Raw genomic sequence first — 25,952 nt, forward strand, 5'->3', positions numbered from 1 at the left:
GCTACATGCGCGCCTTCGCGACAAATTGGCCCCGCACCCCGGTGAAGCGGTGGCCGCATCATTCATATCGGAATGGTGGTGCGATGCCGGGTTAAATGGCTGCCGTTGGGGTAGCTCAGCAAATCGAAGGAAACGACGTATGTCGAAGCGTACACGTGCGAAGCACAAACTTGACCGCCGGATGGGTGAAAACATCTGGGGTCGTCCCAATTCCCCGGTGAACAAGCGTTCTTACGGCCCCGGCCAGCACGGCCAACGCCGCAAGAGCAAGATCAGCGACTTCGGTCTGCAGCTTCGTGCCAAGCAGAAGCTGAAGGGCTATTACGGCGACGTCACCGAAAAGCAGTTCAAGGCGACCTACAAGGCTGCCAGCAGCATGAAGGGCGATACCGGCCAGAACCTGATCGGTCTGCTCGAACGCCGCCTCGACATGATCGTGTACCGCGCCAAGTTCGCGCCGACCGTGTTCGCCGCGCGCCAGATCGTCAATCACGGCCACATCAAGGTCAATGGCGTGAAGTGTAACATTCCGAGCCGTCGTTGTGACCTCGGCGATGTCATCAGCCTGGGCGACAAGGCCAAGGAAATGGCACTGGTTATCGAAGCGCAGAGCCTGCCCGAGCGTGACATTCCCGAATATGTCGTGACCGATGGCAATGACAAGGTGACCTTCAACCGCGTTCCTACGCTGGATGAAGTGCCTTATCCGGTGCAGATGGAACCCAATCTGGTGGTCGAGTTCTACTCACGCTAATCGGTTCGCCGCTTACAGTTTGAAACAGGGCGGTCCTGCGGGGCCGCCCTTTTTCGTTGTGCTCAAATCGTGTTGCGAAGGCTGTCAGGCGCGCAGCTGATCCCACTCCACGAGCTCATATGCGATGGACCCTTCCACCAGTCGCTCCCACATATCGGCCACGACCGGGCCGGGAATGCCCTGCGTCTCAGCCTCTGCCACGGCAGCTGCGATGACGGCAGCTTTGCGAGCTTCATCGCGCACCGTGCCGCGTTCCGGTTTGATCCGCGCTGCTGCCCGCATAAAGCCAAATCGCTTGGCTAACAGGGCGACCAACTCCCGATCCAGCGCGTCCACACCTTCCCGCACCTCCTGCATGGAGGTGCATTCTTCAGGAGATAGAGGCATTACTTGAGACCTTTCGGGAAGTGACATTCACGCGCAACCGCTTCGTAAAGAATTCCAAGCGAAGGATGCCGTCGAGAACAGACTGACCTTCGGGTTGCAGCCAAGTGAGATTGCGATGGCGGGCGCCGCGCCGGAATAGTCAGAGAGCACATCATTTGCGGGATAAATAGTCTCTTCTGAAATCTTCTGCGAATATGGCGAAACGGCCTTCGGCAATGGCATCGCGCATGGCTTGCATCAATTGCTGGTAAAACGACAGATTGTGCTCCGTCAGCAGCATCGCGCCAAGAATTTCACCCGATTTATGAAGATGGTGCAGATAGGCCCGCGAATAGCTGGCGCAGGTCGGGCATATGCAGCGCGGGTCCAGCGGGCCGGTGTCTTCCGCATGGCCCGCATTCCGCAAATTGACCGTGCCGTTCCACGTAAAGGCCTGCCCGTTGCGACCCGAGCGGGTGGGGAGCACACAATCGAACATGTCGACCCCGCGCTCCACTGCGCCCACCAGATCATCTGGCTTTCCGACACCCATCAAATAGCGCGGCGCATCTTCAGGCAGCATGGCAGGCGCATAATCGAGCACACCGAACATTGCCTCTTGCCCCTCCCCCACGGCCAGCCCGCCGATCGCAAACCCATCGAAACCGATGGCCCGCAGCGCCTCTGCCGAGCGGGCCCGCAACCCTTCGTCAAGCGCGCCTTGCTGGATGCCGAACAGCGCGCTGCTGGCTGCGTGATCACCCCCTGAATCAAAAGCATCACGGCTGCGCTGCGCCCAGCGCATCGAAAGTTCCATGCTCGCTTCTATTTCCGCCATCGGACGGTCTGCGCGCGGGCATTCATCGAAAGCCATCACGATATCGCTGCCCAGCAGTCGCTGGATTTCCATCGAACGTTCGGGGGTCAGCATGTGTTTGGAACCGTCGATATGACTGCGAAATTCCACGCCTTCCTCGGTCAATTTACGCAAATCGGACAGGCTCATCACTTGGTATCCACCGCTGTCTGTTAGGATGGGGCGGTTCCAGCGCATGAAGGAATGCAAGCCCCCCAGCCGCGCCATGCGTTCCGCTCCCGGCCGCAGCATGAGGTGGTATGTATTGCCAAGGATGATATCCGCACCGCCCGCGCGCACATCTTCAGGCTTCATCGCCTTTACCGTCCCAGCGGTGCCCACCGGCATGAAGGCGGGCGTGCGAATGGTGCCGCGACGCATCTCGATACGTCCGGTACGCGCGCGCCCGTCTGTCGCGTCCAACGTGAATGCGAAGCGAGGTGTATCAGAAGCCATAAATCAGCGTGAACCTCGTCAATGTATCGGTGCTGACGCTGCCATCGGGAGGATTGCTGTCATATTCCACCGAGTAGGAAACGCGCGCTGTCAGGCTGTCTGACAGCCCCGCTTCCAGCCCGGTGATGACGGACAGGCTGGTATTGGACCCATCAACAATCACCACGGCTTCTCCGCCCGTTTCGGCAGTGGCATTGGCATCCTGTGTCAGCTTGAGAGAATCGCTCAGACGCCAGTCGAAATCCAATCCAAGCAATCCGGCAAGTCGGCTGTTTTTGCCACCATCGATGAAATGGGTGATCCGGTAGGCGGGACCAGCCTTGATCGAAAGATCTATCGCATCTGTATCAATCACGCGATAGCCCAATCCACCCGATGCGACATAGCGTGCCGAATATCCTTGGAGTTTATCACGTTCAAACTGGACAAGGCCGTAGGTGAAAAGCCGGTCATTGATCTGGTAGCGCGGTTCATATCGGCCAAGAAACTGTTCGCGTGACGTCACACCGTCACTGCGTCGGTAATCTACCGAAAGCCGCAGGCGATGTTCCCAATCAATTCCTTCGCGTGTCAGCTGCAATGCCGCGGTGGTGCCGATTTCATCGCTGTTACCCGATGACTGGAAACCGCCGATCTGCCCTTCCCCGCTCCAGTTATCGAATGGGCCCGCACTGCGTATCGCCTCCTCTTCGGCAGCTGCCTGTGAAGTCGCCAGCAGCGCCTGCTCTTCCGCGTAAGCCTGCTCGATCATTTCGATTTCAGCCACATCGGCAGGAAAAGCTGTGCGGGCAGCCGCCAGCACAGCTTCAACAGCCTCTGCATCGCCATTGGCAATCGCAGCTTCGATCATGGCACGCGCAGCCTCAGGCAGTTCAGCCGCGGCAGGGGTGGCGCATGCCATCAATGGCGCAGCGAATATCCAGCTCTTCCTCATGCGCGGCTCGCTAGCGCGTCATTCGCGCAATCGCCACCCCGACTTGAATATCCACGCGATGATACCGACGCACAGCAGCAAGAATGCCAACGTGAAGCCGAGCGACACGGCGATCGGGAAGTCCGACGAGCCAAGAAAGGTCCAGCGTAGCCCGTTGACCAGATAGACAACCGGATTGACGAGACTGACCGAGCGCCAGGGTTCAGGCAATACGTCGATAGAATAGAATGTCCCGCCAAGGAAAGTCAGCGGCATCAGAATGAGCAGAGGGACGACCTGCAATTTCTCGAATCCGTCAGCCCACAGCCCGATTATGAAGCCGAACAGCGAAAACGTGGCCGCCACAAGGATAATATATCCCAGCGCGAAGATGGGATGAGCAATCTCGTAATCGACGATCAACGCCGCTGTTCCGAGGATAATTGCGGCTAATATCAGCGACTTGACTACTGCCGCACCGACAAAGCCGATCAATGTTTCAGCCACACCAACAGGGGCGGACAGCAATTCGTAAATCGCGCCGGTAAATTTGGGCATGTAAATGCCGAAACTGGCATTGCTGGTGCTTTCGCTGAGGAGGGTCAGCATCAAAAGCCCCGGAACGATAAAGGCACCGTAAGACACGTCCATCGTGGCCTCCACCTGTTCCGACATGGCGGCACCAAAAACCACGAGATACAGCGATGTGGTGATAACGGGCGCAAGGATGGAGCCGAAGATCGTGCGGAACATCCGCATCAATTCATTTCGGAAAATAGCCAGCGCCCCGCGGAAGTTAATAATGGAGCTCATGCTGCCGCCACCACTTCAGGCCGATCCTGCACAAGGTCCACAAAAATATCCTCCAGCGTACTCTCCCGTGTTTCCAAGCCGGTGAAGGTAAGGCCATTGCGCACCATCAATTGGGCCAGCTCCGCCACTTCCCGCTTGCCCTTCCCCGTTCCGTCGCCACCACGATAGACAAGGGCGTGGCCCGCGTCTTCCAGATGCAGGGGATAGGATGCAATCGCTGCCGGAATCTCGGTCAACGGATCTGCCAGCGTGAATTGCGCCTCGGTACGGCCAAGTTTTGCCATGATAGCGTTCTTGTCATCCACCAGCAGGATTTCGCCCCTGTTGATGACGCCGACACGGTCAGCCATCTCCTCAGCCTCTTCGATATAATGCGTGGTAAGAATGATGGTCACGCCGCGTTCGCGCAACATATCGATCTGCCGCCACATATCACGCCGCAACTCGACATCCACGCCCGCAGTGGGTTCATCAAGAAACAGAAGCTCCGGATCATGCGCCAGCGCCTTGGCGATCATCACGCGCCGTTTCATCCCGCCCGATAGCGAGCGGATTTGCTGATCACGTTTGTCCCACAGGCTGAGACTGCGCAACACCTCCTCGATTCGCGCTTCATCGGGCGCGCAGCCGAACATGCCGCGCGAATAGCGGACCTGCCGGATGACCTTGTCAAAGATGTCAAAGCTGAGTTCCTGCGGCACCAGCCCGATACGGCGCCGCACATCCTTCCAGCTTTTTGCCATGTCCTTGCCGAAAACCTCGATCATGCCGCCCGTGGGCCGGACAAGACCACAAACCGCACCGATCAGCGTGGTCTTTCCCGCGCCATTGGGGCCAAGCAGCGCGAATATCTCGCCTCGATTGATGCTGAGATCGACACCGTTCAAAGCGGTTACGCCGCCCTTGTAGGTTTTTTCCAGTCCGCGAAGCTCGAGAATTGTGCCCATGTTTGGTAGATGGAACGTCACCTCTGCAATGCCAAGCCGAGATTGGTCCATGTTTGCTAATTATCGCGGCAAAAGCAGACTGGAATCGCCATAGGAGTAGAAGCGGTACTTTTGAGCGATAGCATGGGCATAAACTCCCAGCATACGCTCACGGCCCATCAACGCCGATACCAGCATCATCAATGTCGATTTGGGAAGATGGAAATTGGTCATCAGTCCATCGACAGCGCGAAATATGTAACCCGGGGTGATAAAAATGGCTGTATCGCCTGCAAAGGCGCGGATCACGCCATCCTCCCCTGTCGCGCTTTCAAGCAAGCGCAGGCTTGTCGTACCCACGGCGATGATACGCCCGCCAGATGCCCGTGCGGCGTTCAACCGATCTGCTGTGGCGGACTCTATCAGCCCCCACTCACTGTGCATGGCGTGATCGTCCGTATTGTCAGCCTTCACCGGAAGAAATGTGCCAGCCCCCACATGCAGCGTCAGCGTTTCGCGTGAAATACCGCGTGCATCCAGCGTCTTGATCAATTCCGGCGTAAAATGCAGCGCTGCGGTTGGCGCCGCGACTGCGCCGTCTTTCCGGGCAAACATGGTCTGATAATCGACCTTGTCGCGCTCATCCGTCGAGCGCTTGCCTGCGATATAGGGCGGCAGGGGCATGCGTCCCGCCCGTTCCAGCAGCACTTCCACCGGTTCATCACCTGCGAATGCCAGGGTGAAGGAACCATCGCCGTGGCGCTGCTCTGCCACTGCGCTGACACCCGCAGGAAATTCTACCGTGTCACCTTCACGCAGGCGTTTTGCATTGCGGATAAATGCCTGCCAGCGGCGCAGGTCCAGCCGTTTGTGCAAGGTCGCACCGATGCGCGCTTCTCTACGCCGCCCCTCTAGCTGAGCGGGAATTACGCGCGTATCATTGAATACCAGCACATCGCCCGGCTGGAGCAAGCTAGCCAGATCGTAAACATGGCGATCTTCAAGCCCACTTTCGCCGCATGCCACCAGCATCCGCGCCGAATCACGCGGCGCCACGGGGCGCAGCGCGATCAGTTCCTGCGGCAAATCGAAATCAAACAGGTCGACGCGCATACGCGCCTCCTACTGCAAGGTCATTCAGAGACGGCTTCGTTCAGCATGTCGAGCGTGATACGCTCCGGTTCTGCACTCACAGCCTGCGGCATCTTTTGCGCAACGTTGTCCGCTGCGATCGACGCTTGAAGGATGCGCGTAGGATTGCTGGGCGGCTCGCCCCGCGCAATCGCATCCACAGCAGCCATATTGGAAATGACCCGACCGAAATTCGTATAGCGGCGATCCAGCGCAAAGCGCGGGTAGAACACGATAAAGAACTGACTGTTGGCGCTGTTCTCATCATTAGCGCGCGCCATTGAAACCGTGCCACGAACATGCGGCAAATGATTGAATTCAGCTTCAATATCGGGGAGATTTGAGCCACCCTGACCGGTGCCGGTGGGATCGCCCGTCTGCGCCATGAAACCATCAATCACGCGGTGGAAGGGATTGCCATTGTAAAACCCTTCTCGCGCCAGCAATTTGACCCGTTCAACATGGCTAGGCGCCCATTCCGGCACCAGTCTGATTGCTACCCGCTCACCACTCGACAGATCGAGAAGCAGAATATTTTCCTTGTCCTGCGTCGCATCGAAATTCACGGCGACCGGAACATTACGGACAGCTTCGTTGACTGCTTCAGTGCGTTCAACCGCCGGAGAAAGCGAAACGTCCTGCGCAGCGGCAGGGGCGGAAACAGAGAGAGTGGCGGCTAGTGCCGTCAGCGCGAATTTGCGAAACATAATCCCGTCCGGGTTCAATTGCTGGAATGGTCCTGCGTCCTAAGGACAAGCGCATGTCAGTTCAATGAACATATTCCATCAGGTCACAATTGACCGCGAATGCCGTTTTGCTTCACGCGGGCATCGACCAGTTTCTTTACATCCGGACTGACAAATGGACCAATTTCACCACCATAAATGGCAATTTCCTTCACCAGTTTCGAAGCAATCGGCTGTAGAGAGATATCAGCCATGAGGAAGACGGTTTCAATCCTGTCATTAAGCTGCTGGTTCATACCAGCCATCTGATACTCATATTCGAAATCGGCGACCGCGCGCAGTCCGCGGATGATAATGCTGGCACCTTCGTGTTCGGCAAATTTCATCAGCAGCGCATCGAAGCCGCGAATTTCGACATTATCGAGGCCAAGCCGCGCTACCTCAACCTCCATCATGTCTATCCGTTCGTCAGGGGTGAACATGGGATTCTTGGAAGGATTGGTCGTCACGCCGACAATCAACCTGTCGACCAGTTTTGCTCCGCGCCGGATAATGTCCGTATGGCCAAGTGTGCACGGATCAAACGTGCCGGGATAAAGTCCGATGCGATTGACCATTACCTGTCTCTCTCCACAATGAATTTTGCCAGTGCTCGAAGCAGATCAGCTTCTTTGCCGTGACTGGCGAGATGTCCGATGGCCTGTTGGGACAATGCTTGGGCCTGTTGCCGGGCACCATCGACGCCCATCAGCGATACGAATGTGGCTTTGCCAGCAGGGGCATCCTTGCGCAGCGCCTTGCCGGCCAGCATTTCATCGCCTTCTTCGTCCAGCAAATCGTCGGCGATCTGGAACGCGAGGCCGATGTCGCGGGCATAGGCGCGTAAATGCGATCTGCCTTCTTCAGGGACCTTGCCAAGTATTGCACCCATTTCCACCGCAGCGCCCAGCAATGCACCCGTTTTAAGCTGCTGAAGGAGGGTGACCGTGCGAAGATCGAATGCCTCACCTTCGGCGACCATGTCCATCATCTGTCCGCCAGCCATGCCCGTATGCCCGCTGGCGCTGGCAAGCGCATACACCAGTTCCGCGCGGATAAAGGGATCCGTGCTGACCTGTCTGCCAGCAAGTATCTCGAACGCCAGCGCATGGAGCGAATCGCCCGCCAGAACAGCTGTCGCCTCGTCAAAGGCCTTGTGAACCGTGGGCTTCCCATGGCGCAGATCGTCATCATCCATGCATGGCAAATCATCGTGGATCAGCGAATAAACGTGAATCGCCTCGATCGCGCATCCTGCCAAAACAGCTGCGGGGCGGCTGACACCATACATTTCTGCCACGGCGGACAACAGCAAGGGGCGCACACGCTTGCCACCGCCAATGGCTGCATGGCGCATCGCCTCCACTAATGATGCACGTGAATCATCCGGCACTGGAAGCTTGAGATCAAACGCCTGATCAATCTCGCGCTGGATGCGCTGAAGACCACGTCCAAGCAAATCATCTGCGATAACAAGCCCCATCCCGCCTTGCCCCTAGCCCGCGTCAAAGGGCTCAGTACCCTGTGGTTTGCCATCGGGATCCTGCACGATTTTCTCGATCCGCTCCTGCGCGGCATCCAGCCGGGCCTGACAATGCCTGCGCAATGCCTCGCCACGTTCATAAAGGTCGATGGACTGATCCAGCGGCACATCACCACCTTCAAGACGTCGCACAACATCTTCAAGCGAACGCAAAGCGTCCTCGAAGCTCAAATCGGCGATTTGCGCATTATCCTCTGCCATGGGCGCGACCATTGACGGTGCAGCGGCGCAGGGTCAAGCTGCCTTCCCCAACAGCAATATGCATTGACGACGTTTTTCGCCGATATTCCTGCGGTGAATTGGGCAAAACTCGCCAGCGCGGGGCTGGCGATTGCGCGACGGCGGGGCTAAGGCGCGTGGCATGAGCGAAATTACTCCAGACATCGTCGCCCAGCATGGTCTTTCCGATGAGGAATATGCGCGCGTCCTCCATGCATTGGGGCGTGAGCCCAATCTTGTCGAGCTGGGCATCTTCTCAGTCATGTGGTCGGAGCATTGCAGCTATAAGAGCTCGCGCCTGCACCTCAAGAAACTGCCCACAGAAGCGCCGTGGGTTATCTGTGGCCCGGGCGAGAATGCAGGCGTCATCGACATCGGTGATGGCCAGGCGGCGATCTTCAAGATGGAGAGCCACAACCACCCATCCTATATTGAACCATATCAAGGTGCGGCCACGGGCGTCGGCGGTATCCTGCGCGATGTTTTCACCATGGGCGCCCGGCCGGTTGCCAATGCCAATGCCTTGCGTTTCGGAAGGCCCGATCATCCCAAGATGAAACATCTGGTCCAGGGCGTGGTCGCAGGCATTGGCGGTTATGGCAATTGCGTGGGCGTGCCGACCGTGTGCGGCGAAACCAATTTTCATCCAGCCTATGATGGGAATATCCTCGTCAACGCGATGACCGTTGGCGTGGCCGATGCCAGCAGGATATTCTATTCTGCGGCAACAGGCGTTGGCAATCCCATCGTCTATGTCGGCTCCAAGACCGGGCGGGATGGTATCCACGGTGCCACGATGGCCAGCACCGATTTCGAGGAAGATGCAGATGCCAAGCGGCCTACCGTGCAGGTTGGCGATCCTTTCACCGAAAAGTTGCTGATCGAGGCATGTCTTGAACTGATGGCCACTGATGCCATTGTGGCGATCCAGGATATGGGCGCGGCCGGCCTCACCAGTTCCAGCGTTGAAATGGCGACCAATGGCAAGGCGGGCATCCGTCTTGATATGAACAAGGTGCCCTGCCGCGAAGACGGCATGACGCCCTATGAGATGATGCTGAGCGAAAGCCAGGAGCGGATGCTCATGGTGCTGGAACCTGGCAAGGAAGCCATGGCCGAAGCGATCTTCCACAAATGGGAGCTTGATTTCGCTGTCATCGGTGAAGTCACCGATACACGGCACATGGTGCTCGAATTCGATGGTGAGGTCGTGTGCGACATCCCGCTTGGCCCGCTTGCTGCCGATGCCCCGGAATATGACCGGCCCTATCTGTCGAGAGAGGAATATACGGCATGGGCCGGTATCAAGCCCATGACCCAGCGGCCCGATACCCAAAATGCTGGCGCAGATCTTCTCAAGCTGCTTGCATCCCCCAACCTCTCGTCACGCAAATGGATTGCTGAGCAATATGATAGCCAGGTGGGTGCAGATACGCTCCAGTCTGGTGGCGATGCGGGTGTGGTGCGGGTTCATGGCACCAGAAAGGCACTTGCCATCAGCACCGATTGCACACCGCGATATGTGCATGCCAATCCCTATGAAGGCGGCAAGCAGGCGATTGCCGAGGCCTATCGCAATTTATGCGCAGTAGGAGCTCGGCCTCTCGCAGTGACCAATTGCCTCAATTTCGCCAACCCGCAGCGACCAGAAATCATGGCGCAATTCGTTCACGCGCTGGAAGGCATGGGCGATGCCTGCCGCACTCTCGATTTCCCGATCGTGAGCGGCAATGTTTCGCTTTACAATGAAAGCAAGGCAACGGGCGGCGGCTCGGCCATTCTCCCGACACCCGCTATCGGCGGGGTTGGCCTGATCGACGATTACGCCAAGATGATGACCATGCCTTTCAAGGCAGCGGGCGAGACGATTTACATCATCGCGCCCGAAGCTTGGGCTACGCCCGATCCGGAACGTTCGCATCTGGGCAAATCGCTGTGGCTCAGCGAAATTCACGGGCGTGATGAAGGGCGCACTCCGCCTACCGACCTGACACTGGAAAAGGCTGCCGGACGGATTGTTCGCCAGCTCATCGCAGAAGGTCTGGTGAGCGCGGTGCACGATATTTCCGATGGCGGCCTTGCCGTGGCACTTGCCGAAATGGCGATCGCCGGGGGCATCGGCGCCGAAGTGGCCGGCGGTGAAGGCTTTACTCAGGCGCAATGGTGGTTTGGCGAAGACCAGGGCCGCTACCTTGTCACTGTACCCGATACCGAGGCTTTCAATCAGGTGCTAGCTAAGGGCACGGAGGATGACGAAACGGCAGCGGTAGGTTTCACCCGTATCGGCACCACAGGTGGCAGCAGCCTTCTGGGCGTAACAATCGAAGATTTGCGCGCGGCCCATTTAAGCTTCTTCTCCGAGTGGATGGAGAACTGATGACTACAGGCCATTCCGAAACTCCACTGGCGAAGAAGCTGAACTTGCGGGATGGTCAGCGCGTGTGGTTTTCCGAAATGCCTGATGCGGTGGCAGAGGAGATCGGTGAATATGCGCTGGATCTTCTATTCGTAGCCGATCCCGCCGAGGGAATTGATGCGGCACATATCTTCGTAACCCAGAAGGCTGAGCTCGTCACCCTGCTCAGCAGTTTGCGCGGCCAGATTGCGGGCGATGGTCAAATCTGGGTCAGCTGGCCCAAACCGCCCTCCGCTGTGCCAACCGATATCTCAGAGGAAAACATTCGCGAGATATGCCTCCCCCTGGGTCTCGTCGATACCAAGGCGTGCGCCGTCGATGAAATTTGGTCAGGCATCAAACTGGTGGTCCGCAAGGAATTGCGGTGACTGAAAGGCAGCATCCCTTCCCCGACCTGCCCGAACTGACAGATGATGAACGTGTGGCCCGTACCCGTGCTGCATACGAAGAATTACGTAACCGCCATTCCTGCCGGTCCTTTAGCGATGCACCGGTGCCGCGTGAGGTAATCGAATTTGCGATCCGTGCAGCAGGAACGGCGCCCAGCGGCGCAAACCACCAGCCGTGGCATTTCGCCGCAATATCCTCACCAGAAACGAAACGCGCCATACGCGAGGCCGCAGAGGCAGAGGAACGGTGTTTCTACGGTGCTGAAGGCGCAAAACCCAAGGCCAGCGAGGCGTGGCTGGATGCCCTCGCCCCCATCGGCACCGATGCCAGCAAACCGTTTCTGGAAACCGCGCCATGGCTGATCGTCTGCTTTGCACAGCGCACCGGCGGTATCGAGGAAGACGGGCAAACGCAGAATTATTACGTGAATGAAAGCGTGGGCATCGCCTGCGGCATGCTTGTTTCGACGCTGCACGCGGCGGGGCTTGCCACTTTGACGCATACACCTTCACCCATGGGCTTCCTGCGCGAAGTATGTGGTCGACCGGCGAATGAAAAATCGCTGATGATCGTTGTGACGGGTCATCCGGCAAATGGTGCCAGCGTGCCCGATCACGCGATGAAGAAGAAGCCGCTCGAAAAAATTGCGAGCTGGCTGTAGCGCCTATCGGGGCGCCACGACGTGAAAAAGGCCGCTTGCGCGCATGAGCAGCTTGCCTTCACCACCATCCTTCCGAACGCGGCAGTCAAGGCTGATTGCTACCCTTCCCGCACGCAGGACTTCAACCTCGGCCTCTACCCAATCGCCTATTCGGGCAGGCGACAGAAAATCGGCGCTTAATCCCTGCGTAACGGCATATTGCCCTTCGGGTGCGGCCTCGAATGCAGCAAGCGTAAGTGCTGTATCGATCAGCGACATCAGCATGCCACCATGAAGCGTATCGATGGCGTTGCAGTGCTTTTTTTCAAAATGCATACCAACCACGGTATTCTGGCCGCGCTTTGATCGGTAAAGCGGCCCGATCAATTCATGGAGTGCACCATAAGGGGCCATTTCGGCAAAGCCTTGGGGGATCGTGTTCATCAGGACGCCCATTCCGCTTCTGGGATTTCCAACAGTCTGAGCAGGCTTGTCAGATCGCCACGGTCAATCCAGCCATTGGCTGCAAGCCGCGCCTTGGGCTTCGCGCGGTAGGCCACGCCGTAATGCGCAAGTTCCAGCATGGGGATATCATTCGCGCCATCACCGGCCGCCATTCCAACAGCATTGGGGCCAAACTCGGCCAGTTCATGTTCCAGCGCGGCGCGTTTGGTTGAACTGTCGGTAATCTCCCCGACAAGACCGCCGGTTAACTTGCTGTCTGCCACTTCCAGGCAATTCCCCACTACGCGATCAAAGCCGAGGTTCTGGGCCACCGGATCTGCAAAATGGTGGAACCCGCCCGTCACCAAGGCCGTGCGGCAGCCCCTGGCCTTCAAGGTTTGCACAAGAACACGCGCGCCATCCATAGGCCGGATGCGTTCATCAAGGCATTGCGTAATTGCTTTTTCATCAAGCCCTTCCAGCAAGGCCACCCGCTCACGCAGTGCGCCTTCAAAATCGAGCTCGCCCTGCATGGCGCGTTCGGTGATTGCGGCAATCTGTGGCTTCATGCCGGCGTAATCGGCCAATTCGTCAATACATTCCTGACCGATCATCGTGGAATCCATGTCCGAAACGAAGACATTGGGTATGCGGAACGGTTCGCGCGCAATAATCGTATCGCTTTGGCCGAAATGGTCATCCAGCGCGATTCGGAACCTGGCCATGTCATCGCCCGGCGATTCGATCTGAAGAACATCGCCGCAAAAATCGAGCATGGCGGCATGGGCGACCGGAACATCGGTATTGGCCACTGTGGCGATCAAGGTATCAAGGGCTTTCTCGATCAAGGATGGCTCTGCTATCAGCCGGGCAATGAGCATTGCGGAAACTCCTGCGCACGGGGCGCGATTAAAACAGGTCGCGCTCATTGCAGGGCCGACCGCCAGCGGCAAGAGCGATCTCGCCGTGCGACTTGCGCTGCAATTGCATGAGAAGGGTTGTAGCGGGGTCGTCATCAATGCCGATAGCGCGCAGGTCTATGCCGATCTGCGCGTTCTATCTGCGCGCCCTGACGAGGAAGAAATGCGCGGCATTCCCCATCGCCTGTTCGGGGCCTGGGACGGCAAAACCGCGTGTTCTGCCGCCGACTGGGCAATAGCTGCGCGGCGCGAGGTAGAAGGTGCACATGCCGCGGGCCTTGTCCCCATTCTGGTGGGGGGCACCGGCCTTTACTTGCGCACGCTTATCGATGGCATTGCACCCATCCCCGAAATCCATCCCGATCTGCGCGCCAGCGTGCGGGCAATGGCGGCAGCCGATGCTTATGCCGCCCTGCTCTTGGAAGACCCCGTCCGCGCAGCTGCGCTCAACCAGCGTGACAGCCAGCGCATCGCGCGGGCGCTGGAAGTGGTTCGCAGCACGGGGCGAACGCTTGGCGAATGGCAAATGCACCGCGAAGGCGGGATTGGCGGCTCGGTAAAGATTGCCCCCCTGATCCTCCTGCCTGACCGCGAGGCTTTATACGCGCGCTGCGACGAACGCTTTATTGCCATGCTGGATGGCGGAGCGGTGGAGGAGGTGAAAGCGCTTATGAAGCGCGGACTATCGCGGGACCTGCCCGTTATGCGTGCGATAGGTGTGCCGGAAATTGCTGGCTGGCTGCGCGGGGATTGGTCTCGTGAAGATGCCATCGTCCGCGCACAGCAAGCGACTCGCAATTATGCAAAGCGCCAGTTCACATGGCTGCGAAACCAGCTCCCGGAAGATTGGCCACGTCTCGCACCAGAAAATATCAATTTAGACAATGAAATTGAAACATTATTCCTTGATTAGCGGTTGACAAGACATTTTATGTTACCTAGTGCTCTCCTCGGTAAGTGGAGTGTGGCCCGGCGAGAGCAATCTTGCCGGGTCCGTTTTTTTCAGGTTCCCGAACGGGGGCCTAGAGTGATCCAACAGGGTCAGACGTTGATTGAGGAGCAATACGGTGTCCCAAGAACGCAGCGGCGCTGCGATACTGGTCGAAAGCCTGGCGCGGCAGGGTGTCGAATTCGTGTTCGGCTATCCCGGCGGTGCCGTCCTGCCTATTTACGACGAATTGTTTTCCGACAATCGCGTCCGCCATATTCTCGTCCGGCATGAAGCGGGCGCGGCGCATGCAGCCGAAGGATATGCCCGCTCTACCGGCAGGCCCGGCGTTGTCCTAGTCACCTCCGGCCCAGGCGCTACCAATGCCATCACCGGCATTGCCGATGCCTTTATGGATTCGATCCCGCTTGTGGTGATCACCGGACAGGTGCCGACCAATCTGATCGGCACCGATGCCTTTCAGGAAGCCGATACCGTCGGCCTGACACGGCATTGTTCCAAGCATAATTATCTCGTCAAGGACCCTGAAGACCTCGCCCATACGATCGAGGAAGCTTTTGAGATCGCCACCACCGGTCGCCCCGGTCCGGTCGTGATCGATATTCCCAAGAATGTGCAGATCGCCACTGCAATGATGGCCGACGGTCCAGCTCAGAGGCGCCAACGATATTGTCCGCGCACCGTGGCTGCGCCGGAAGAAATAGCCGAGGTTGTGGACCTGCTCAGCAATGGTGAGCGGCCCATTCTCTACACCGGAGGCGGCGTTATCAACTCTGGCCCCCAAGCCTCTGAATTATTGCGTAAATTGCAAAAATTGAGCGGCGCGCCAGTTACCTCCACACTCATGGGATTGGGCGCATTTGCCGCGGATGATCCGGACTGGCTGGGCATGCTCGGCATGCACGGCACGTTTGAAGCCAATATGGCGATGAACCAGTGCGATGTGATGATCTGCGTCGGCGCGCGCTTTGATGATCGCGTCACCGGGCGGCTCGACGCATTCTCTCCCGATTCGACAAAGGTCCATATCGATATTGACCGTTCGAGCATCAACAAGGTCGTGCCTGTCGATCTCGGTATCGTCGGGGATTGTGGCGCGGTTCTGGAACAGATGATCGAATGCTGGGGCAAGCGCGAACCGCGCGATCTTGGTGAATGGAAAGCGCGCATCACAGGTTGGAAGGCGCGTGACAGCCTTGCCTACCCGCCCAGCGGCGATGCCATCATGCCGCAATTGGCGATAGAACGCCTGTTCGCGCTGACCAGAGACCGCGACCCCATCATCACTACAGAGGTGGGGCAGCATCAGATGTGGGCGGCGCAACATTTTGGTTTCATGGGCCCGAACAAATGGCTCACCAGCGGCGGGCTCGGCACAATGGGCTATGGCCTGCCTGCCGCCATCGGTGCACAATTGGGCAATCCTGATTCATTGGTAATCGATATTGCCGGTGAAGCCAGCATCCAGATGAACATTCAGGAACTTGGCACCGCGTCCCAATTCCGCCTGCCGGTCAAGATATTTATCCTCAATAATGGATATATGGGCATGGTCCGCCAATGGCAGGAACTGACCTATGAGAGCCGTTATTCGAACAGCTATTCTGACAGCTTGCCTGATTTCGTCCGGCTGGCCGAAAGCTATGGCTGGAAAGGCATCCGCATTACCGAGGAAGCAGGCCTCGATGCCGGAATTAAAGCGATGCTTGCGCATGACGGGCCGGTGATCGTGGATTGCCAGGTGGCGAAAAACGCCAATTGTTACCCGATGATCCCCAGCGGTGCGGCGCATACCGAAATGCTGCTCCACGGTGATCAGCATGGTGGCACGATGGCTGACGAAGCCAAGGCTTTGGTGTAGAGCAAGATGGGTATGAAAATCGAACACCGCGAAGCCAAAAGGCATGTTCTCACCGTAACGGTGGACAATGAACCGGGCATCCTCGCCAAGATCACGGGCCTGTTCACGGCGCGCGGATACAATATCGATAGCCTGACCGTGGCCGATATTTCGGAAGATCACGCAATCAGCCGCATCACTATCGTCACAGGCGGTCCGCCGCAGGTGATCGATCAGATCATGGCACAGCTCGAAAGGCTCGTCCCAGTCCACCGCGTCATCGATCTTACAGAAGAAGGCCCGCATGTGGAACGCGAGCTTGCACTGATAAAGGTCAAGGGCAAGGGTGAGGACCGGGTGGAAGCGTTGCGCATTGCTGGGGTATTCCGCGCCAATGTCGTCGACACTACGACAGAAAGCTTTGTATTCGAACTGACGGGTGCGAAGGACAAGGTGGACGGTTTTATCTCGCTAATGCGTGAGCTGGGTCTTGTTGAAGTAGGCAGATCAGGCATCGTCGGCATGATGCGCGGCGCAGAAGGCGCGTGATGCAATATCTGGATGCAATTTTCCTGCAGCTAATGGCGGCCGCGCTGATCGCCATCACCGCGATTGTGCATTCTGTGCTGGACGAAAAGCGTTTGATTACCCCCGATTATGGCAAGCGAAATTCCATTGATACGCCATTCTCTCACACGGCAGGTCACGCGTCTTGCATGGCACTGGACCACCATGCTGTGGCTTGGCATAGCCGCAGTGCTGGCCGTTGCCGCATATGGCAATATTGATGCGCCATGGCTTATCTTCGGCATTGGCGCAGCGCACCTTGTTGCTGGCGTGGCGTTGCTGGCGTGGCCGACGCAATTCTCACCCGTGGACAGCATATTGGCTGGCCACTCATCACTCTCATCGGGGGGCTTGTGCTCCTCGCTCACTACGCGATTAAGATCTGATTGGACGACACATGAAAGTTTATTACGACGCCGACGCCGACCTCAACCTTATCACCGACAAGCAGATCGTCGTGCTCGGCTATGGCAGTCAGGGCCATGCCCACGCACAGAACCTGCGTGACAGCGGTGTCAAAAATGTAGCGATTGCCCTGCGCGATGGCTCTGCCACAGCGAAGAAGGCAGAAGCTGCCGGCTTTGAAGTGTTGAGCAACAAAGAGGCAGCAGAGCGCGCCGACATTCTGATGGTGCTGGCACCAGACGAACATCAGGCATCCATTTGGGCTGCCGATCTCAAGGACAATATGAAGCCGGGCTCCGCACTCGCCTTTGCCCATGGTCTCAATGTCCATTTCGGCCTTATCGAACCGCGCGACGATATCGATGTCATCATGATCGCACCCAAGGGTCCGGGCCATACGGTACGCAGCGAATATCAGCGCGGTGGCGGCGTGCCTTGCCTCATCGCGGTCCATCAGGATGTGACCGGCAATGCCCATGATGTCGCCCTCGCCTATGCCAGCGGCGTCGGCGGTGGCCGCTCGGGCGTAATCGAAACCAATTTCAAAGAAGAATGCGAAACCGATCTGTTCGGCGAACAGGCCGTGCTTTGCGGCGGCGTCACCCACCTTATCATGGCCGGGTTCGAAACCTTGGTAGAAGCCGGATATGCGCCGGAAATGGCCTATTTTGAATGCCTGCATGAAACCAAGCTAATCGTTGATCTGCTGTATGAAGGCGGCATTGCCAACATGCGCTATTCGATCAGCAACACTGCGGAATATGGTGATTATCACACGGGTCCGCGCATCATCACCGATGAAACCAAAGCCGAAATGAAGCGCGTCCTGGACGATATTCAGCGCGGCAAGTTCGTACAGCGTTTCATGCTCGATAATGCTATCGGCAATCCGGAAATGAAGGCAGCGCGCAAGCGGCAGGAAGAACATCCGATTGAACAGACTGGTGCGCAGCTGCGGGCCATGATGCCGTGGATCACCGCGAACAAGCTGGTCGACAAGGACAAGAACTGACAATTGCGCACTGGCCGGGTCTCCCCATCCGGGTGATGATCCGGCCATATAAAGGCGCGTCATCAGGGCGCGTCCTGGCGAAAAAAAACCGGTTGAAGCCTTTTCCACACTGGACCTATGGACTTTTCCAGACTAGCATCCGACGTCATGAGCAAGGCCTACTGCCTAACCCTGCTTCGACTAACACGCCCTTAGGCGTGCCATTCTTCCTGCGCACAAGCGGGGAACTCGCCTAAGGGCCATTCATCCTCAACGTTGAATTTTGCGCAAGGCCTGTTGCCGTGCGCACTGAAGTCGAACAAGGCTGCAAGAACATGCCCATGCTTCCGAATCCCAGTGCGAAATATCGCGCATTTCCGCAGGTCCCATTGCCGGATCGTCAATGGCCCAGCCAGGTCATCACTGCCCCGCCCCGCTGGCTTTCTACCGATCTTCGCGATGGCAATCAGTCGATCATCGATCCGATGGATCAGGCAAAAAAGAACCGATTCTTTGATCTGCTGGTGGACATTGGCGTGAAGGAAATCGAAGTTGGTTTTCCCGCAGCGGGCCAGACGGAATTCGATTTCATAAGCGGTCTGGTGAAATCGGGTAAGGTGCCGGAAGACGTGGTGATACAGGTGCTCACCCAGTCACGCGCGGATCTGATCCAGCGCAGTTTCGAAAGTCTTGACGGCGCGCATTCGGCCATTGTGCATCTTTACAATGCCGTCAGCCCGGCATGGCGCGAAATCGTGTTCCGGATGAGCCGCGAGGATGTAAAGAACATCGCCATCAGCGGGGCGCAGATGCTGGTGGATGAAGCAGCCAAAAGGCCCGACACTAAATGGCATTTCGAATATTCGCCTGAAACATTCTCGACCGCTGAACTCGATTTCAGCCTGGAGGTGTGTGAAGCGGTGATGAAGATCGTCGGCCCAACAAAAGACTGGCCAATCATCCTCAATCTGCCCGCCACTGTCGAGGCAGCGACGCCCAATATCTATGCCGACCAGATTGAATTTTTTTGCCGCAATCTTCCCAATCGCGAGGCAGCAGCAATCAGCCTGCACACGCATAATGATCGCGGCACAGGCGTTGCGGCAGCCGAATTGGGCATAATGGCCGGGGCCGACCGCGTTGAAGGCTGTCTTTTCGGCAATGGTGAGCGCACCGGTAATTGCTGCCTCGTTACCGTAGCGCTCAACATGTATACGCAAGGAATCGATCCCGGCCTTGATTTTTCCGATATCGATCGCGTGATAGAAACGGTGGAATATTGCAATGAATTGCCAGTCCACCAGCGCCACCCCTATGGCGGAGATCTGGTATTCACGGCTTTTTCCGGAAGCCATCAGGATGCGATCAAGAAGGGCTTTGAAGCGCAGGAACAGCGCAATGATGAATTATGGCGCGTTCCCTATCTTCCCATAGATCCGGCCGATCTGGGCCGCGATTATGAAGCCGTGATCCGCGTCAATTCACAAAGCGGAAAGGGCGGATTTGCGTGGGTCTTGCAGCAGAGCCAGGGGTTGAAACTGCCCAAGCGCCTGCAGGCCGATTTCTCCAAACACGTGCAATTCATGGCTGACGACAAGGGGCGTGAGCTTGATGCCGACGACATCTGGCAGTGCTTTCGCCATACCTATTATCTGCATGTCGACCAGCGGCGCTTTCGCCTGATTGACTACGAGGAAAGCCGCGCCAGCGATGGAACGCGCATCTTCACCGGCACTGTTGAGGTGAATGGCGAGGAGCAGCGCGTTTCGGGACGTGGTAATGGACTGATATCTTCGGTCGCGGCGACCATGCGCGAAACGTTCGGGCTGGATTTCGAAGTCACCGATTATTCGGAACATGCGCTGGGAAGCGGTGTCGATGCGCGGGCGGCCGCCTATATCGAATGGGCTAAGCCGGACGGTACCACGGGCTGGGGCGTCGGGCTGGATGTCGATGTAGCCACGGCTGGCATTCGCGCGTTGCTGAGTGCGGCAAACAGCGTATCTCATGGTCCGGGAACTCCGCACTTCTGATCGGCTGGATGGTGCATTAATAGGGGTTATTGCGAATAGTCGTCTTGGGCGGACGATAGCCATCGCACGCTATTGCGTCAGCCATGACATTGCCTGTTGCCGTTACCCTCATTGCGCTCATCCTTCTCGCCATTTGCGCCATCTCGCTTTGCGCCCGTGCCATGATCAAATCGGGGCGGGAGAGTGCCTATACCGATCAGCCGCTCGACTTGCAGGGTATAGCGTTGTGGCAGGCGGGGATGGATGGCGCGGTCATCCATTCCAATTCAGTGTGGCAGGATTTGGTGGCGTTCGAAGACACGAAAGGCCCATCATGGAGCTGGGCCGATGCATTGCACCCTGACGATCAGGAGCAAGGCAAGGCAGCGTGGCAAAAGGCAGTCGCCAGCGAATCGGGTTTTCGTGCGGAACTGCGCTTGTTCAGGCCCGATGGCAGCGCCCCTTGGGCATTGTTCCTTGGCAACCCCCATCCGAGACGGAATGGCGGGCCTGTGGTCTATACCTGTCTCGTCATCGACATCGACACAGCAAAGCAACGCGAAGTGGTTCTTGGGGAGGCATGCGAAGGCCTGCGGGCGGAGGCGTGCGCCGCCAAAACGGCGCTTGCCAGCATCGGGCATGAACTGGCAGCACCATTGAACGGCGTGATCGGCCTGGCAGAGCTTGTGCTGGCCGATAATCGTGACAAAAATATCCAAGCTCAGGTGCAACTTATCGCCGATGCGGGCCAGACAATGAAGGGATTCCTCGAAAGAGTCTCTTCAACACGCGGTGTCGCTTCTCTAAACTAATCAATCATCTGCGCTTGCCGACCATAATACATCCGCCATCGCGTCCAGCTCGGTAAAATCTACCCCCGCGCGAAAAGGATCGAAACGATTGAGCGTAAATCCCCGCTTCTCGCCTTGCATCAGTCGTCTGCGAAGTGCCCTTTGCAATAGATCGATGCGCAGCAATGTATCTTCGCGCGCAAGCGTTGGCGTTCGAATGCTGGCCCCACGCCAATGCGCCTCCATCTGCCCTACCCTCTCGGCAACGAGATCATTGTATATACGGTGCGGGCCGCGATGAAGCGGCAGACCCGTTGCCAAAACCGCATCGGCGCTGGCAGGGAGGAGCAGGCCATTGGCCCGAAAGTCTTCAAAGCCGATGCGTTCGCATCCGATGGCCGTGAACATGGCGTTGAAACACTTGGCTCGCAGCACTTGCCGGGGCAGCAGATGGTGACGTTGCATGTCCTTGCGATAGCCTGGCATATCGGGCCGATTGACTGCGCGAAAGGGCAGCCGCCGCCTAACGGTGACATGCAAGACCTCCGCCTCATCAGCGAATGTGACTAGGTTGCGCCCCTCCACAGATGCAGGAAGCCGGTTTCGCCTTGAGGTTCAAGCACTAAAGGCTCTCCGTCAGGTCCGGTGAAAGCGAATGTCTGTCCGATCCGGCCATGTTCGACAAGCCAGTTCAGCAGACGCAGCGCGATTTTTGCAGCCTGTGATCGGTCTGCGCACATTTCTGCTGGAAGCAGCAATTCCTGACCGGTGAATATGTCCAGCCCTTCACTTTGCAGACTGCCGTCGGGATTGGTGACAAGTGCGGTCAGCCCAAGTCCAGGGAATGCCCCGCCGTCAACCCAGCCAAACACGCCCCGCCGGAAGTAATCGGGCGCGCTAATTGCCCTTGCCGGATGCCATGCAACTGCTTGCACGCCTGAAAGCTGCGTCAATTGTGCCGCTAGCAATGCCAGGCAGCGCACCACCGGAAACATGATGACACCCGACGACGCAAGATGCGGCCCCGGGGACAGCGTAATAGCTTCCAGCTCTGACTGATCGAAATCGCGCGCACATGCAAAACTATGCACACTGGCAGGAACGGGGTGCGCTTTATGCGGGGAAAGGCCCGTAAGATCGAACGTCAAGCCGGTGGCCAGCAGCTCAAGCCAGCCCTCATCCACGCCTCCTTCTTTCGCAGGGTCAATGCTCAGCGAAAATTGCCCACTTTCGTGCGCCAGTTCACGAACATCCTGCGCACGGGGCCTCTCCCCTGCTCGAAAGAGCAGCGATACACTTGAAACAAGACTTTGCGAATCAAGGTGTTGCGCGCTCGCGATGGAATTTAACCCTTTCTTGTTCCTTTTTTGATGATGGCTTCAAAAACCATCGCCGTCGAGTCGAACCCGCACCATCATGGTTCTTATCTACATACCAGCCTGTCAATTTCAGGCTGAGTACGAATTCCTGTCGAGATTTGGCACACAAACCTTTGCAGGAATCAACTGGCGCGATAGGCCATCGGGCATGACCACCAACATTGCCGTCCTTGGAATTGAACACTCGCTATCGGGAAAACGCTGGCGCTGGCGGGGCGGCAATATGGATCTGGGCGCCGGTGTGGGCACATTGGACGAAGATATAATCACCCAATTGCTGCTGTCACGCGGCGTTGCGCGTGAGAACATTGAAATGCATCGCGCGCCAAGCCTGCGCGCCTTCCTGCCGGATCCTTCCGTCTTTGCAGATATGGACCGCGCCGCTGAACGCCTTGCGGAGGCTGTGATCGGAAACGAAACAGTTACGGTTTATGGCGATTATGATGTCGACGGTGCGACCAGTTCAGCACTTCTCATTCGCCTGCTGCGCATGTTTGGCCATGATGCGCGCCATTACATCCCCGATCGTCTGCTGGAAGGTTATGGCCCCAGTGGTGAAGCACTGCTGCGCATTGGCCAGGACGGATCAAGCCTGATCGTCACCGTCGATTGCGGCGCGATGGCGCATGAAGCGCTGGGCATGGCATATGATGCGGGGATCGACGTGATCGTGGTCGATCACCACAAATGTTCTCCTGAATTGCCGCGCAGCTTTGCCATGGTGAACCCCAATCGCCTCGACGAAAGCGATCTTGGCGCGGATCACGGCCATCTGGCCGCGGTGGGCGTTGCCTTCCTGCTGGCCGTTGCGATCACGCGCACGCTGCGCCAGCGTGGCTTTTTTGAAACCCGCGCTGAACCTGACCTCATCTCGTTGCTCGATCTTGTCGCGCTTGGCACGGTAGCCGATGTCGCTTCGATCCGCGGCCTGAACCGGGCATTCGTGGCGCAGGGGCTCAAAATAATGGCGAGACGCGCCAATATTGGCATGGCGGCGCTGATCGATGCGAGCCGGCTGAAATCGGCCCCAGCTGCCAGCGATTGCGGCTTCGCCCTTGGCCCGCGCATCAATGCCGGCGGTCGCGTGGGCGAGGCGACGCTTGGTGTGCGCCTGCTGACGACCGAGGACCCTGACGAGGCGCGTGCCATCGCCGAACAACTCTCTGCTCTCAATGACGAGCGCCGCGCCATCGAAGTCGCTGTCCAGGAAGCGGCGGAAGAACAGCTTGCCTCCCAGCACAATCGCCCGGTGGTTATCTGTGCCGGTGAAGGCTGGCATCCGGGCGTCATCGGTATCGTCGCGGGGCGTATCAAGGAAAAATCGGGCAAACCCAGCATTGTCATCGCACTGGATAGCGAAACTGGGGAAGGCAAGGGCTCGGGACGCTCGATTGCAGGTGTCGACCTTGGTGCAGCCATCATTGGCGCCACCGATGCGGGCCTGTTGGTAAAGGGTGGTGGCCATGCGATGGCAGCGGGCCTTACCATCGCCGCCGACAAGCTCGATGCTTTTGCAGAATGGATCGGGGACAGGCTCGCTGGCCCGGTATCGCGCGCCACTGCAGAACAACAGATCCTGCTCGACCTTGCACTGGCACCTGGTGGATTAACGCCAGAACTGGTGAAAACGCTTGATGAAGCTGGCCCCTATGGCGTGGGCTGGCCAGGCCCGCGTGTTGCCATTGGCCCGGTCACACTGGTGAAGGCCGATATTGTGGGAAATGATCATTTGCGTCTGATCGCCGCTGGTCAGGATGGAGCGCGCTTCAAGGCGATCGCCTTTCGTGCCGCTCCCAGCGATATGGGGCAAGCACTGCTCCACGGAACAAGGGGACGCAAGCTGTGGCTGGCGGGCCGCGCAAAGATTGATGATTGGGGCAGCCGCCCGGCTGCGGAACTGCATTTGGAGGATGCAGCCTGGGCTGATTGAGGCAGCTTTCCGAAATATCACCAAAGTCAGGCTTGACCGCAAAGCGCAGCCCCCCTAAGTGCGCCGCTCCAACGCTAACGGCCCCTTCGTCTAGCGGTTAGGACGCGGCCCTTTCACGGCTGAAACACGGGTTCGATTCCCGTAGGGGTCACCAGCGGTGGCGCGCTTCGGGCGCTCATCCGAAAATGCATCGGCTTAAGGCCCCTTCGTCTAGCGGTTAGGACGCGGCCCTCTCACGGCTGAAACACGGGTTCGATTCCCGTAGGGGTCACCACCGCGGTCCGTAGTCTTCCAAACTAAATTTTTGCGCATGCTGGCAAATGTCACAAAACTATGGCTATGCGCTTGCCCATGGATGGGCGCTTCACCCCCATTGCGGGGATAGTCATCGCTGTGTCTTGCAGCATCGCTTTGCTGTTTGCCGGGGTGGACCTGTGGCTGACAGCGGTCGTGCTGATAGTGTGGATCGCCACTTTCTGGATTTCCGCCCCACCCCCGCCGCCTGCCGCACCCGCCCAGTTCGAAGGATTGACCATCACCCGCTCGGGTATGCGCGATCTGGTGGAAAACTCTGGCCTGCCTATCTTGCTGCTGGATAACAATCGCATCATCGTTGCCAATGCGCAGGCGCGCGAAGAAATCGGTCGCCATGTCATCGGCCAGGATGCGCGTGTCGCCCTACGCCATCCTGCCGCCATCGATCTTCTTTCGCGCCCCGAGGGCGGTTCGGCCACGGTGCAAGGGCTGACAGGACCCAAGAGCAATTGGCAGATGTCGCGCCAGCGTATCGATGACAGATATAGTCTGGTGGAGCTTATCAACCGCACAACAGAAGCAGATATCAGCCGCGCGCACACCGATTTCGTGGCTAATGCGAGCCATGAATTGCGCACGCCGCTGGCTTCCATCATTGGCTATATGGAAACGCTGGAAGAAGAAGGCGCGGATATTGAGCCCAAGCAGGCGCAAAAGTTCTACTCGACTGTTCTGCGCGAATCGCGGCGTCTCAAATCCCTGATAGACGATCTGATGTCGCTCAGCAGAGTAGAGGCTGAAAAGCATGACCAGCCCCGAAAGGTGCTGGAACTGCAGAAGCTGGTTGCACAGGCAGCAAAGGATGGCACCGGGCCAGATCGCATAGCGCGCCTCGAAATGGACATTGCAGCGAGCAACATTCCCGTTCGTGGAGATCGCAACCAACTTGAACAGCTTGTCCGCAATCTGGTCGATAATGCTCTGAAATATGGTGATGCGGACCAATCGGTGACGGTAGATCTCACGCAGGGTGAGCGGCAAATGGCGGTTTTGCGCATTGTGGATCGCGGGGAAGGTATCGCCGCCGAGCATCTGCCTTATCTGACCCGCCGCTTCTATCGCACCGATCCTGGCCGAAGCCGCGCCGAAGGCGGCACCGGCCTGGGACTGGCAATCGTCAAACACATTGTCGAGCGCCACCGTGGCAGACTGGATATCGATAGCGAGATCGGCGTGGGAACAACGGTGACTGTGCGTTTGCCGATCGTGTCGGAAACCCCGCAATAGGCTATCCTCAAGGTCCAATCCGATAAAGTTACCC

Annotated in this window: 27 protein-coding genes and 2 tRNA genes; 15 read left to right on the forward strand and 14 right to left on the reverse strand. The window is 57.8% G+C overall.

Annotation, left to right across the window (positions count from 1 at the left end; translation table 11 throughout):
• Window positions 1-139: 139 nt before the first annotated feature.
• Window positions 140-754: a 30S ribosomal protein S4 gene (gene rpsD / locus CP97_RS10410; protein ID WP_048885887.1), complete on the forward strand. Its 615-nt coding sequence runs from the start codon at window positions 140-142 to the stop codon at window positions 752-754.
• Window positions 755-838: 84 nt separating this feature from the next.
• Here rpsD and CP97_RS10415 read toward each other — a convergent pair whose 3' ends face one another.
• The 10 genes from CP97_RS10415 to CP97_RS10460 all read right to left on the reverse strand — a co-directional run bounded on the left by CP97_RS10415 (window position 839) and on the right by CP97_RS10460 (window position 8,684).
• Complete coding sequence (locus CP97_RS10415; RefSeq protein ID WP_048885888.1) at window positions 839-1,141, reverse strand: chorismate mutase; 303 nt, start codon at window positions 1,139-1,141, stop codon at window positions 839-841.
• A 151-nt stretch (window positions 1,142-1,292) separates the two neighbouring features.
• The gene (tgt, locus tag CP97_RS10420; protein ID WP_048885889.1) at window positions 1,293-2,432 is read right to left on the reverse strand and encodes a tRNA guanosine(34) transglycosylase Tgt; all 1,140 of its coding nucleotides are present in this window, start codon (window positions 2,430-2,432) and stop codon (window positions 1,293-1,295) included.
• The gene (locus tag CP97_RS10425) at window positions 2,422-3,366 is read right to left on the reverse strand and encodes a DUF481 domain-containing protein (protein ID WP_048885890.1); all 945 of its coding nucleotides are present in this window, start codon (window positions 3,364-3,366) and stop codon (window positions 2,422-2,424) included. The genes tgt and CP97_RS10425 overlap by 11 nt, the downstream gene beginning before the upstream one ends.
• An 18-nt stretch (window positions 3,367-3,384) precedes the next feature.
• Entirely contained in the window at window positions 3,385-4,158 is a 774-nt protein-coding gene (locus CP97_RS10430; RefSeq protein WP_048885891.1) for an ABC transporter permease, read from the reverse strand.
• Window positions 4,155-5,156, reverse strand: a complete 1,002-nt coding sequence (locus CP97_RS10435; protein ID WP_227819580.1) for an ABC transporter ATP-binding protein — start codon at window positions 5,154-5,156, stop codon at window positions 4,155-4,157. Before CP97_RS10435 ends, CP97_RS10430 begins: the two co-directional genes overlap by 4 nt.
• Before the next feature lie 9 nt (window positions 5,157-5,165).
• The gene (gene queA / locus CP97_RS10440) at window positions 5,166-6,197 is read right to left on the reverse strand and encodes a tRNA preQ1(34) S-adenosylmethionine ribosyltransferase-isomerase QueA (protein WP_048885893.1); all 1,032 of its coding nucleotides are present in this window, start codon (window positions 6,195-6,197) and stop codon (window positions 5,166-5,168) included.
• A 20-nt stretch (window positions 6,198-6,217) separates the two neighbouring features.
• Window positions 6,218-6,922, reverse strand: a complete 705-nt coding sequence (locus CP97_RS10445) for a peptidylprolyl isomerase (protein WP_048885894.1) — start codon at window positions 6,920-6,922, stop codon at window positions 6,218-6,220.
• A gap of 83 nt (window positions 6,923-7,005) precedes the next feature.
• Window positions 7,006-7,518: a pantetheine-phosphate adenylyltransferase gene (gene coaD, locus CP97_RS10450; protein WP_048885895.1), complete on the reverse strand. Its 513-nt coding sequence runs from the start codon at window positions 7,516-7,518 to the stop codon at window positions 7,006-7,008.
• On the reverse strand, window positions 7,518-8,423 hold the full coding sequence (locus tag CP97_RS10455) for a polyprenyl synthetase family protein (RefSeq protein WP_048885896.1): 906 nt from the start codon (window positions 8,421-8,423) through the stop codon (window positions 7,518-7,520). The genes coaD and CP97_RS10455 overlap by 1 nt, the downstream gene beginning before the upstream one ends.
• 12 nt (window positions 8,424-8,435) lie before the next feature.
• Entirely contained in the window at window positions 8,436-8,684 is a 249-nt protein-coding gene (locus CP97_RS10460; RefSeq protein WP_048886928.1) for an exodeoxyribonuclease VII small subunit, read from the reverse strand.
• A 160-nt stretch (window positions 8,685-8,844) separates the two neighbouring features.
• Between CP97_RS10460 and purL the strand changes: the two genes are divergently transcribed.
• From purL to CP97_RS10475, 3 genes are read left to right on the forward strand one after another with little or no spacing between them, the layout of a single operon-like run.
• On the forward strand, window positions 8,845-11,079 hold the full coding sequence (gene purL / locus CP97_RS10465; protein WP_048885897.1) for a phosphoribosylformylglycinamidine synthase subunit PurL: 2,235 nt from the start codon (window positions 8,845-8,847) through the stop codon (window positions 11,077-11,079).
• Window positions 11,079-11,486: a DUF3052 family protein gene (locus CP97_RS10470; protein WP_048886929.1), complete on the forward strand. Its 408-nt coding sequence runs from the start codon at window positions 11,079-11,081 to the stop codon at window positions 11,484-11,486. Before purL ends, CP97_RS10470 begins: the two co-directional genes overlap by 1 nt.
• Complete coding sequence (locus tag CP97_RS10475; RefSeq protein WP_048885898.1) at window positions 11,483-12,169, forward strand: nitroreductase family protein; 687 nt, start codon at window positions 11,483-11,485, stop codon at window positions 12,167-12,169. Before CP97_RS10470 ends, CP97_RS10475 begins: the two co-directional genes overlap by 4 nt.
• 3 nt (window positions 12,170-12,172) lie before the next feature.
• Here the strand turns inward: CP97_RS10475 and CP97_RS10480 are convergent, their stop codons facing one another.
• The gene (locus CP97_RS10480) at window positions 12,173-12,592 is read right to left on the reverse strand and encodes a PaaI family thioesterase (protein WP_063612531.1); all 420 of its coding nucleotides are present in this window, start codon (window positions 12,590-12,592) and stop codon (window positions 12,173-12,175) included.
• On the reverse strand, window positions 12,592-13,473 hold the full coding sequence (gene serB, locus CP97_RS10485; protein ID WP_048885900.1) for a phosphoserine phosphatase SerB: 882 nt from the start codon (window positions 13,471-13,473) through the stop codon (window positions 12,592-12,594). Before serB ends, CP97_RS10480 begins: the two co-directional genes overlap by 1 nt.
• Between serB and miaA the strand changes: the two genes are divergently transcribed.
• The 7 genes from miaA (at window position 13,466) to CP97_RS10520 (ending at window position 21,088) form a co-directional block, all read left to right on the forward strand.
• Window positions 13,466-14,425, forward strand: a complete 960-nt coding sequence (gene miaA, locus CP97_RS10490; RefSeq protein ID WP_048886930.1) for a tRNA (adenosine(37)-N6)-dimethylallyltransferase MiaA — start codon at window positions 13,466-13,468, stop codon at window positions 14,423-14,425. The genes serB and miaA overlap by 8 nt on opposite strands.
• A 154-nt stretch (window positions 14,426-14,579) precedes the next feature.
• Window positions 14,580-16,322, forward strand: coding sequence for a biosynthetic-type acetolactate synthase large subunit (ilvB, locus tag CP97_RS10495; protein WP_048885901.1), 1,743 nt, complete (start codon window positions 14,580-14,582; stop codon window positions 16,320-16,322).
• Between the two features lie 12 nt (window positions 16,323-16,334).
• Entirely contained in the window at window positions 16,335-16,850 is a 516-nt protein-coding gene (gene ilvN, locus CP97_RS10500) for an acetolactate synthase small subunit (protein ID WP_048885902.1), read from the forward strand.
• Window positions 16,850-17,089, forward strand: coding sequence for a hypothetical protein (locus CP97_RS10505; protein ID WP_048885903.1), 240 nt, complete (start codon window positions 16,850-16,852; stop codon window positions 17,087-17,089). The genes ilvN and CP97_RS10505 overlap by 1 nt, the downstream gene beginning before the upstream one ends.
• Before the next feature lie 176 nt (window positions 17,090-17,265).
• Window positions 17,266-18,285: a ketol-acid reductoisomerase gene (gene ilvC, locus CP97_RS10510; protein ID WP_048885904.1), complete on the forward strand. Its 1,020-nt coding sequence runs from the start codon at window positions 17,266-17,268 to the stop codon at window positions 18,283-18,285.
• A 314-nt stretch (window positions 18,286-18,599) separates the two neighbouring features.
• Complete coding sequence (gene leuA / locus CP97_RS10515) at window positions 18,600-20,297, forward strand: 2-isopropylmalate synthase (protein WP_048886931.1); 1,698 nt, start codon at window positions 18,600-18,602, stop codon at window positions 20,295-20,297.
• A gap of 83 nt (window positions 20,298-20,380) precedes the next feature.
• Window positions 20,381-21,088: a PAS domain-containing protein gene (locus tag CP97_RS10520; RefSeq protein ID WP_048885905.1), complete on the forward strand. Its 708-nt coding sequence runs from the start codon at window positions 20,381-20,383 to the stop codon at window positions 21,086-21,088.
• On the opposite strand, the gene CP97_RS10525 is transcribed toward CP97_RS10520, so the two are convergent.
• Both CP97_RS10525 and CP97_RS10530 read right to left on the reverse strand, forming a co-directional pair.
• Window positions 21,089-21,607, reverse strand: coding sequence for an AHH domain-containing protein (locus CP97_RS10525; RefSeq protein WP_227819581.1), 519 nt, complete (start codon window positions 21,605-21,607; stop codon window positions 21,089-21,091).
• Between the two features lie 26 nt (window positions 21,608-21,633).
• Window positions 21,634-22,251, reverse strand: a complete 618-nt coding sequence (locus CP97_RS10530) for a hypothetical protein (RefSeq protein ID WP_048885906.1) — start codon at window positions 22,249-22,251, stop codon at window positions 21,634-21,636.
• Window positions 22,252-22,594: 343 nt separating this feature from the next.
• Here CP97_RS10530 and recJ point away from each other — a divergent pair, with 343 nt between their 5' ends.
• The 4 genes from recJ (at window position 22,595) to CP97_RS10550 (ending at window position 25,918) form a co-directional block, all read left to right on the forward strand.
• Entirely contained in the window at window positions 22,595-24,376 is a 1,782-nt protein-coding gene (gene recJ, locus CP97_RS10535) for a single-stranded-DNA-specific exonuclease RecJ (RefSeq protein WP_048885907.1), read from the forward strand.
• A 79-nt stretch (window positions 24,377-24,455) separates the two neighbouring features.
• Window positions 24,456-24,530: transfer RNA gene (locus CP97_RS10540), tRNA-Glu, on the forward strand.
• Window positions 24,531-24,575: 45 nt separating this feature from the next.
• Window positions 24,576-24,650 (forward strand) — tRNA-Glu (locus CP97_RS10545).
• A gap of 59 nt (window positions 24,651-24,709) precedes the next feature.
• Complete coding sequence (locus CP97_RS10550) at window positions 24,710-25,918, forward strand: sensor histidine kinase (RefSeq protein ID WP_048885908.1); 1,209 nt, start codon at window positions 24,710-24,712, stop codon at window positions 25,916-25,918.
• Window positions 25,919-25,952 lie beyond the last annotated feature (34 nt).

The organism is Aurantiacibacter atlanticus, from assembly GCF_001077815.2.
Classification (GTDB): domain Bacteria; phylum Pseudomonadota; class Alphaproteobacteria; order Sphingomonadales; family Sphingomonadaceae; genus Alteraurantiacibacter; species Alteraurantiacibacter atlanticus.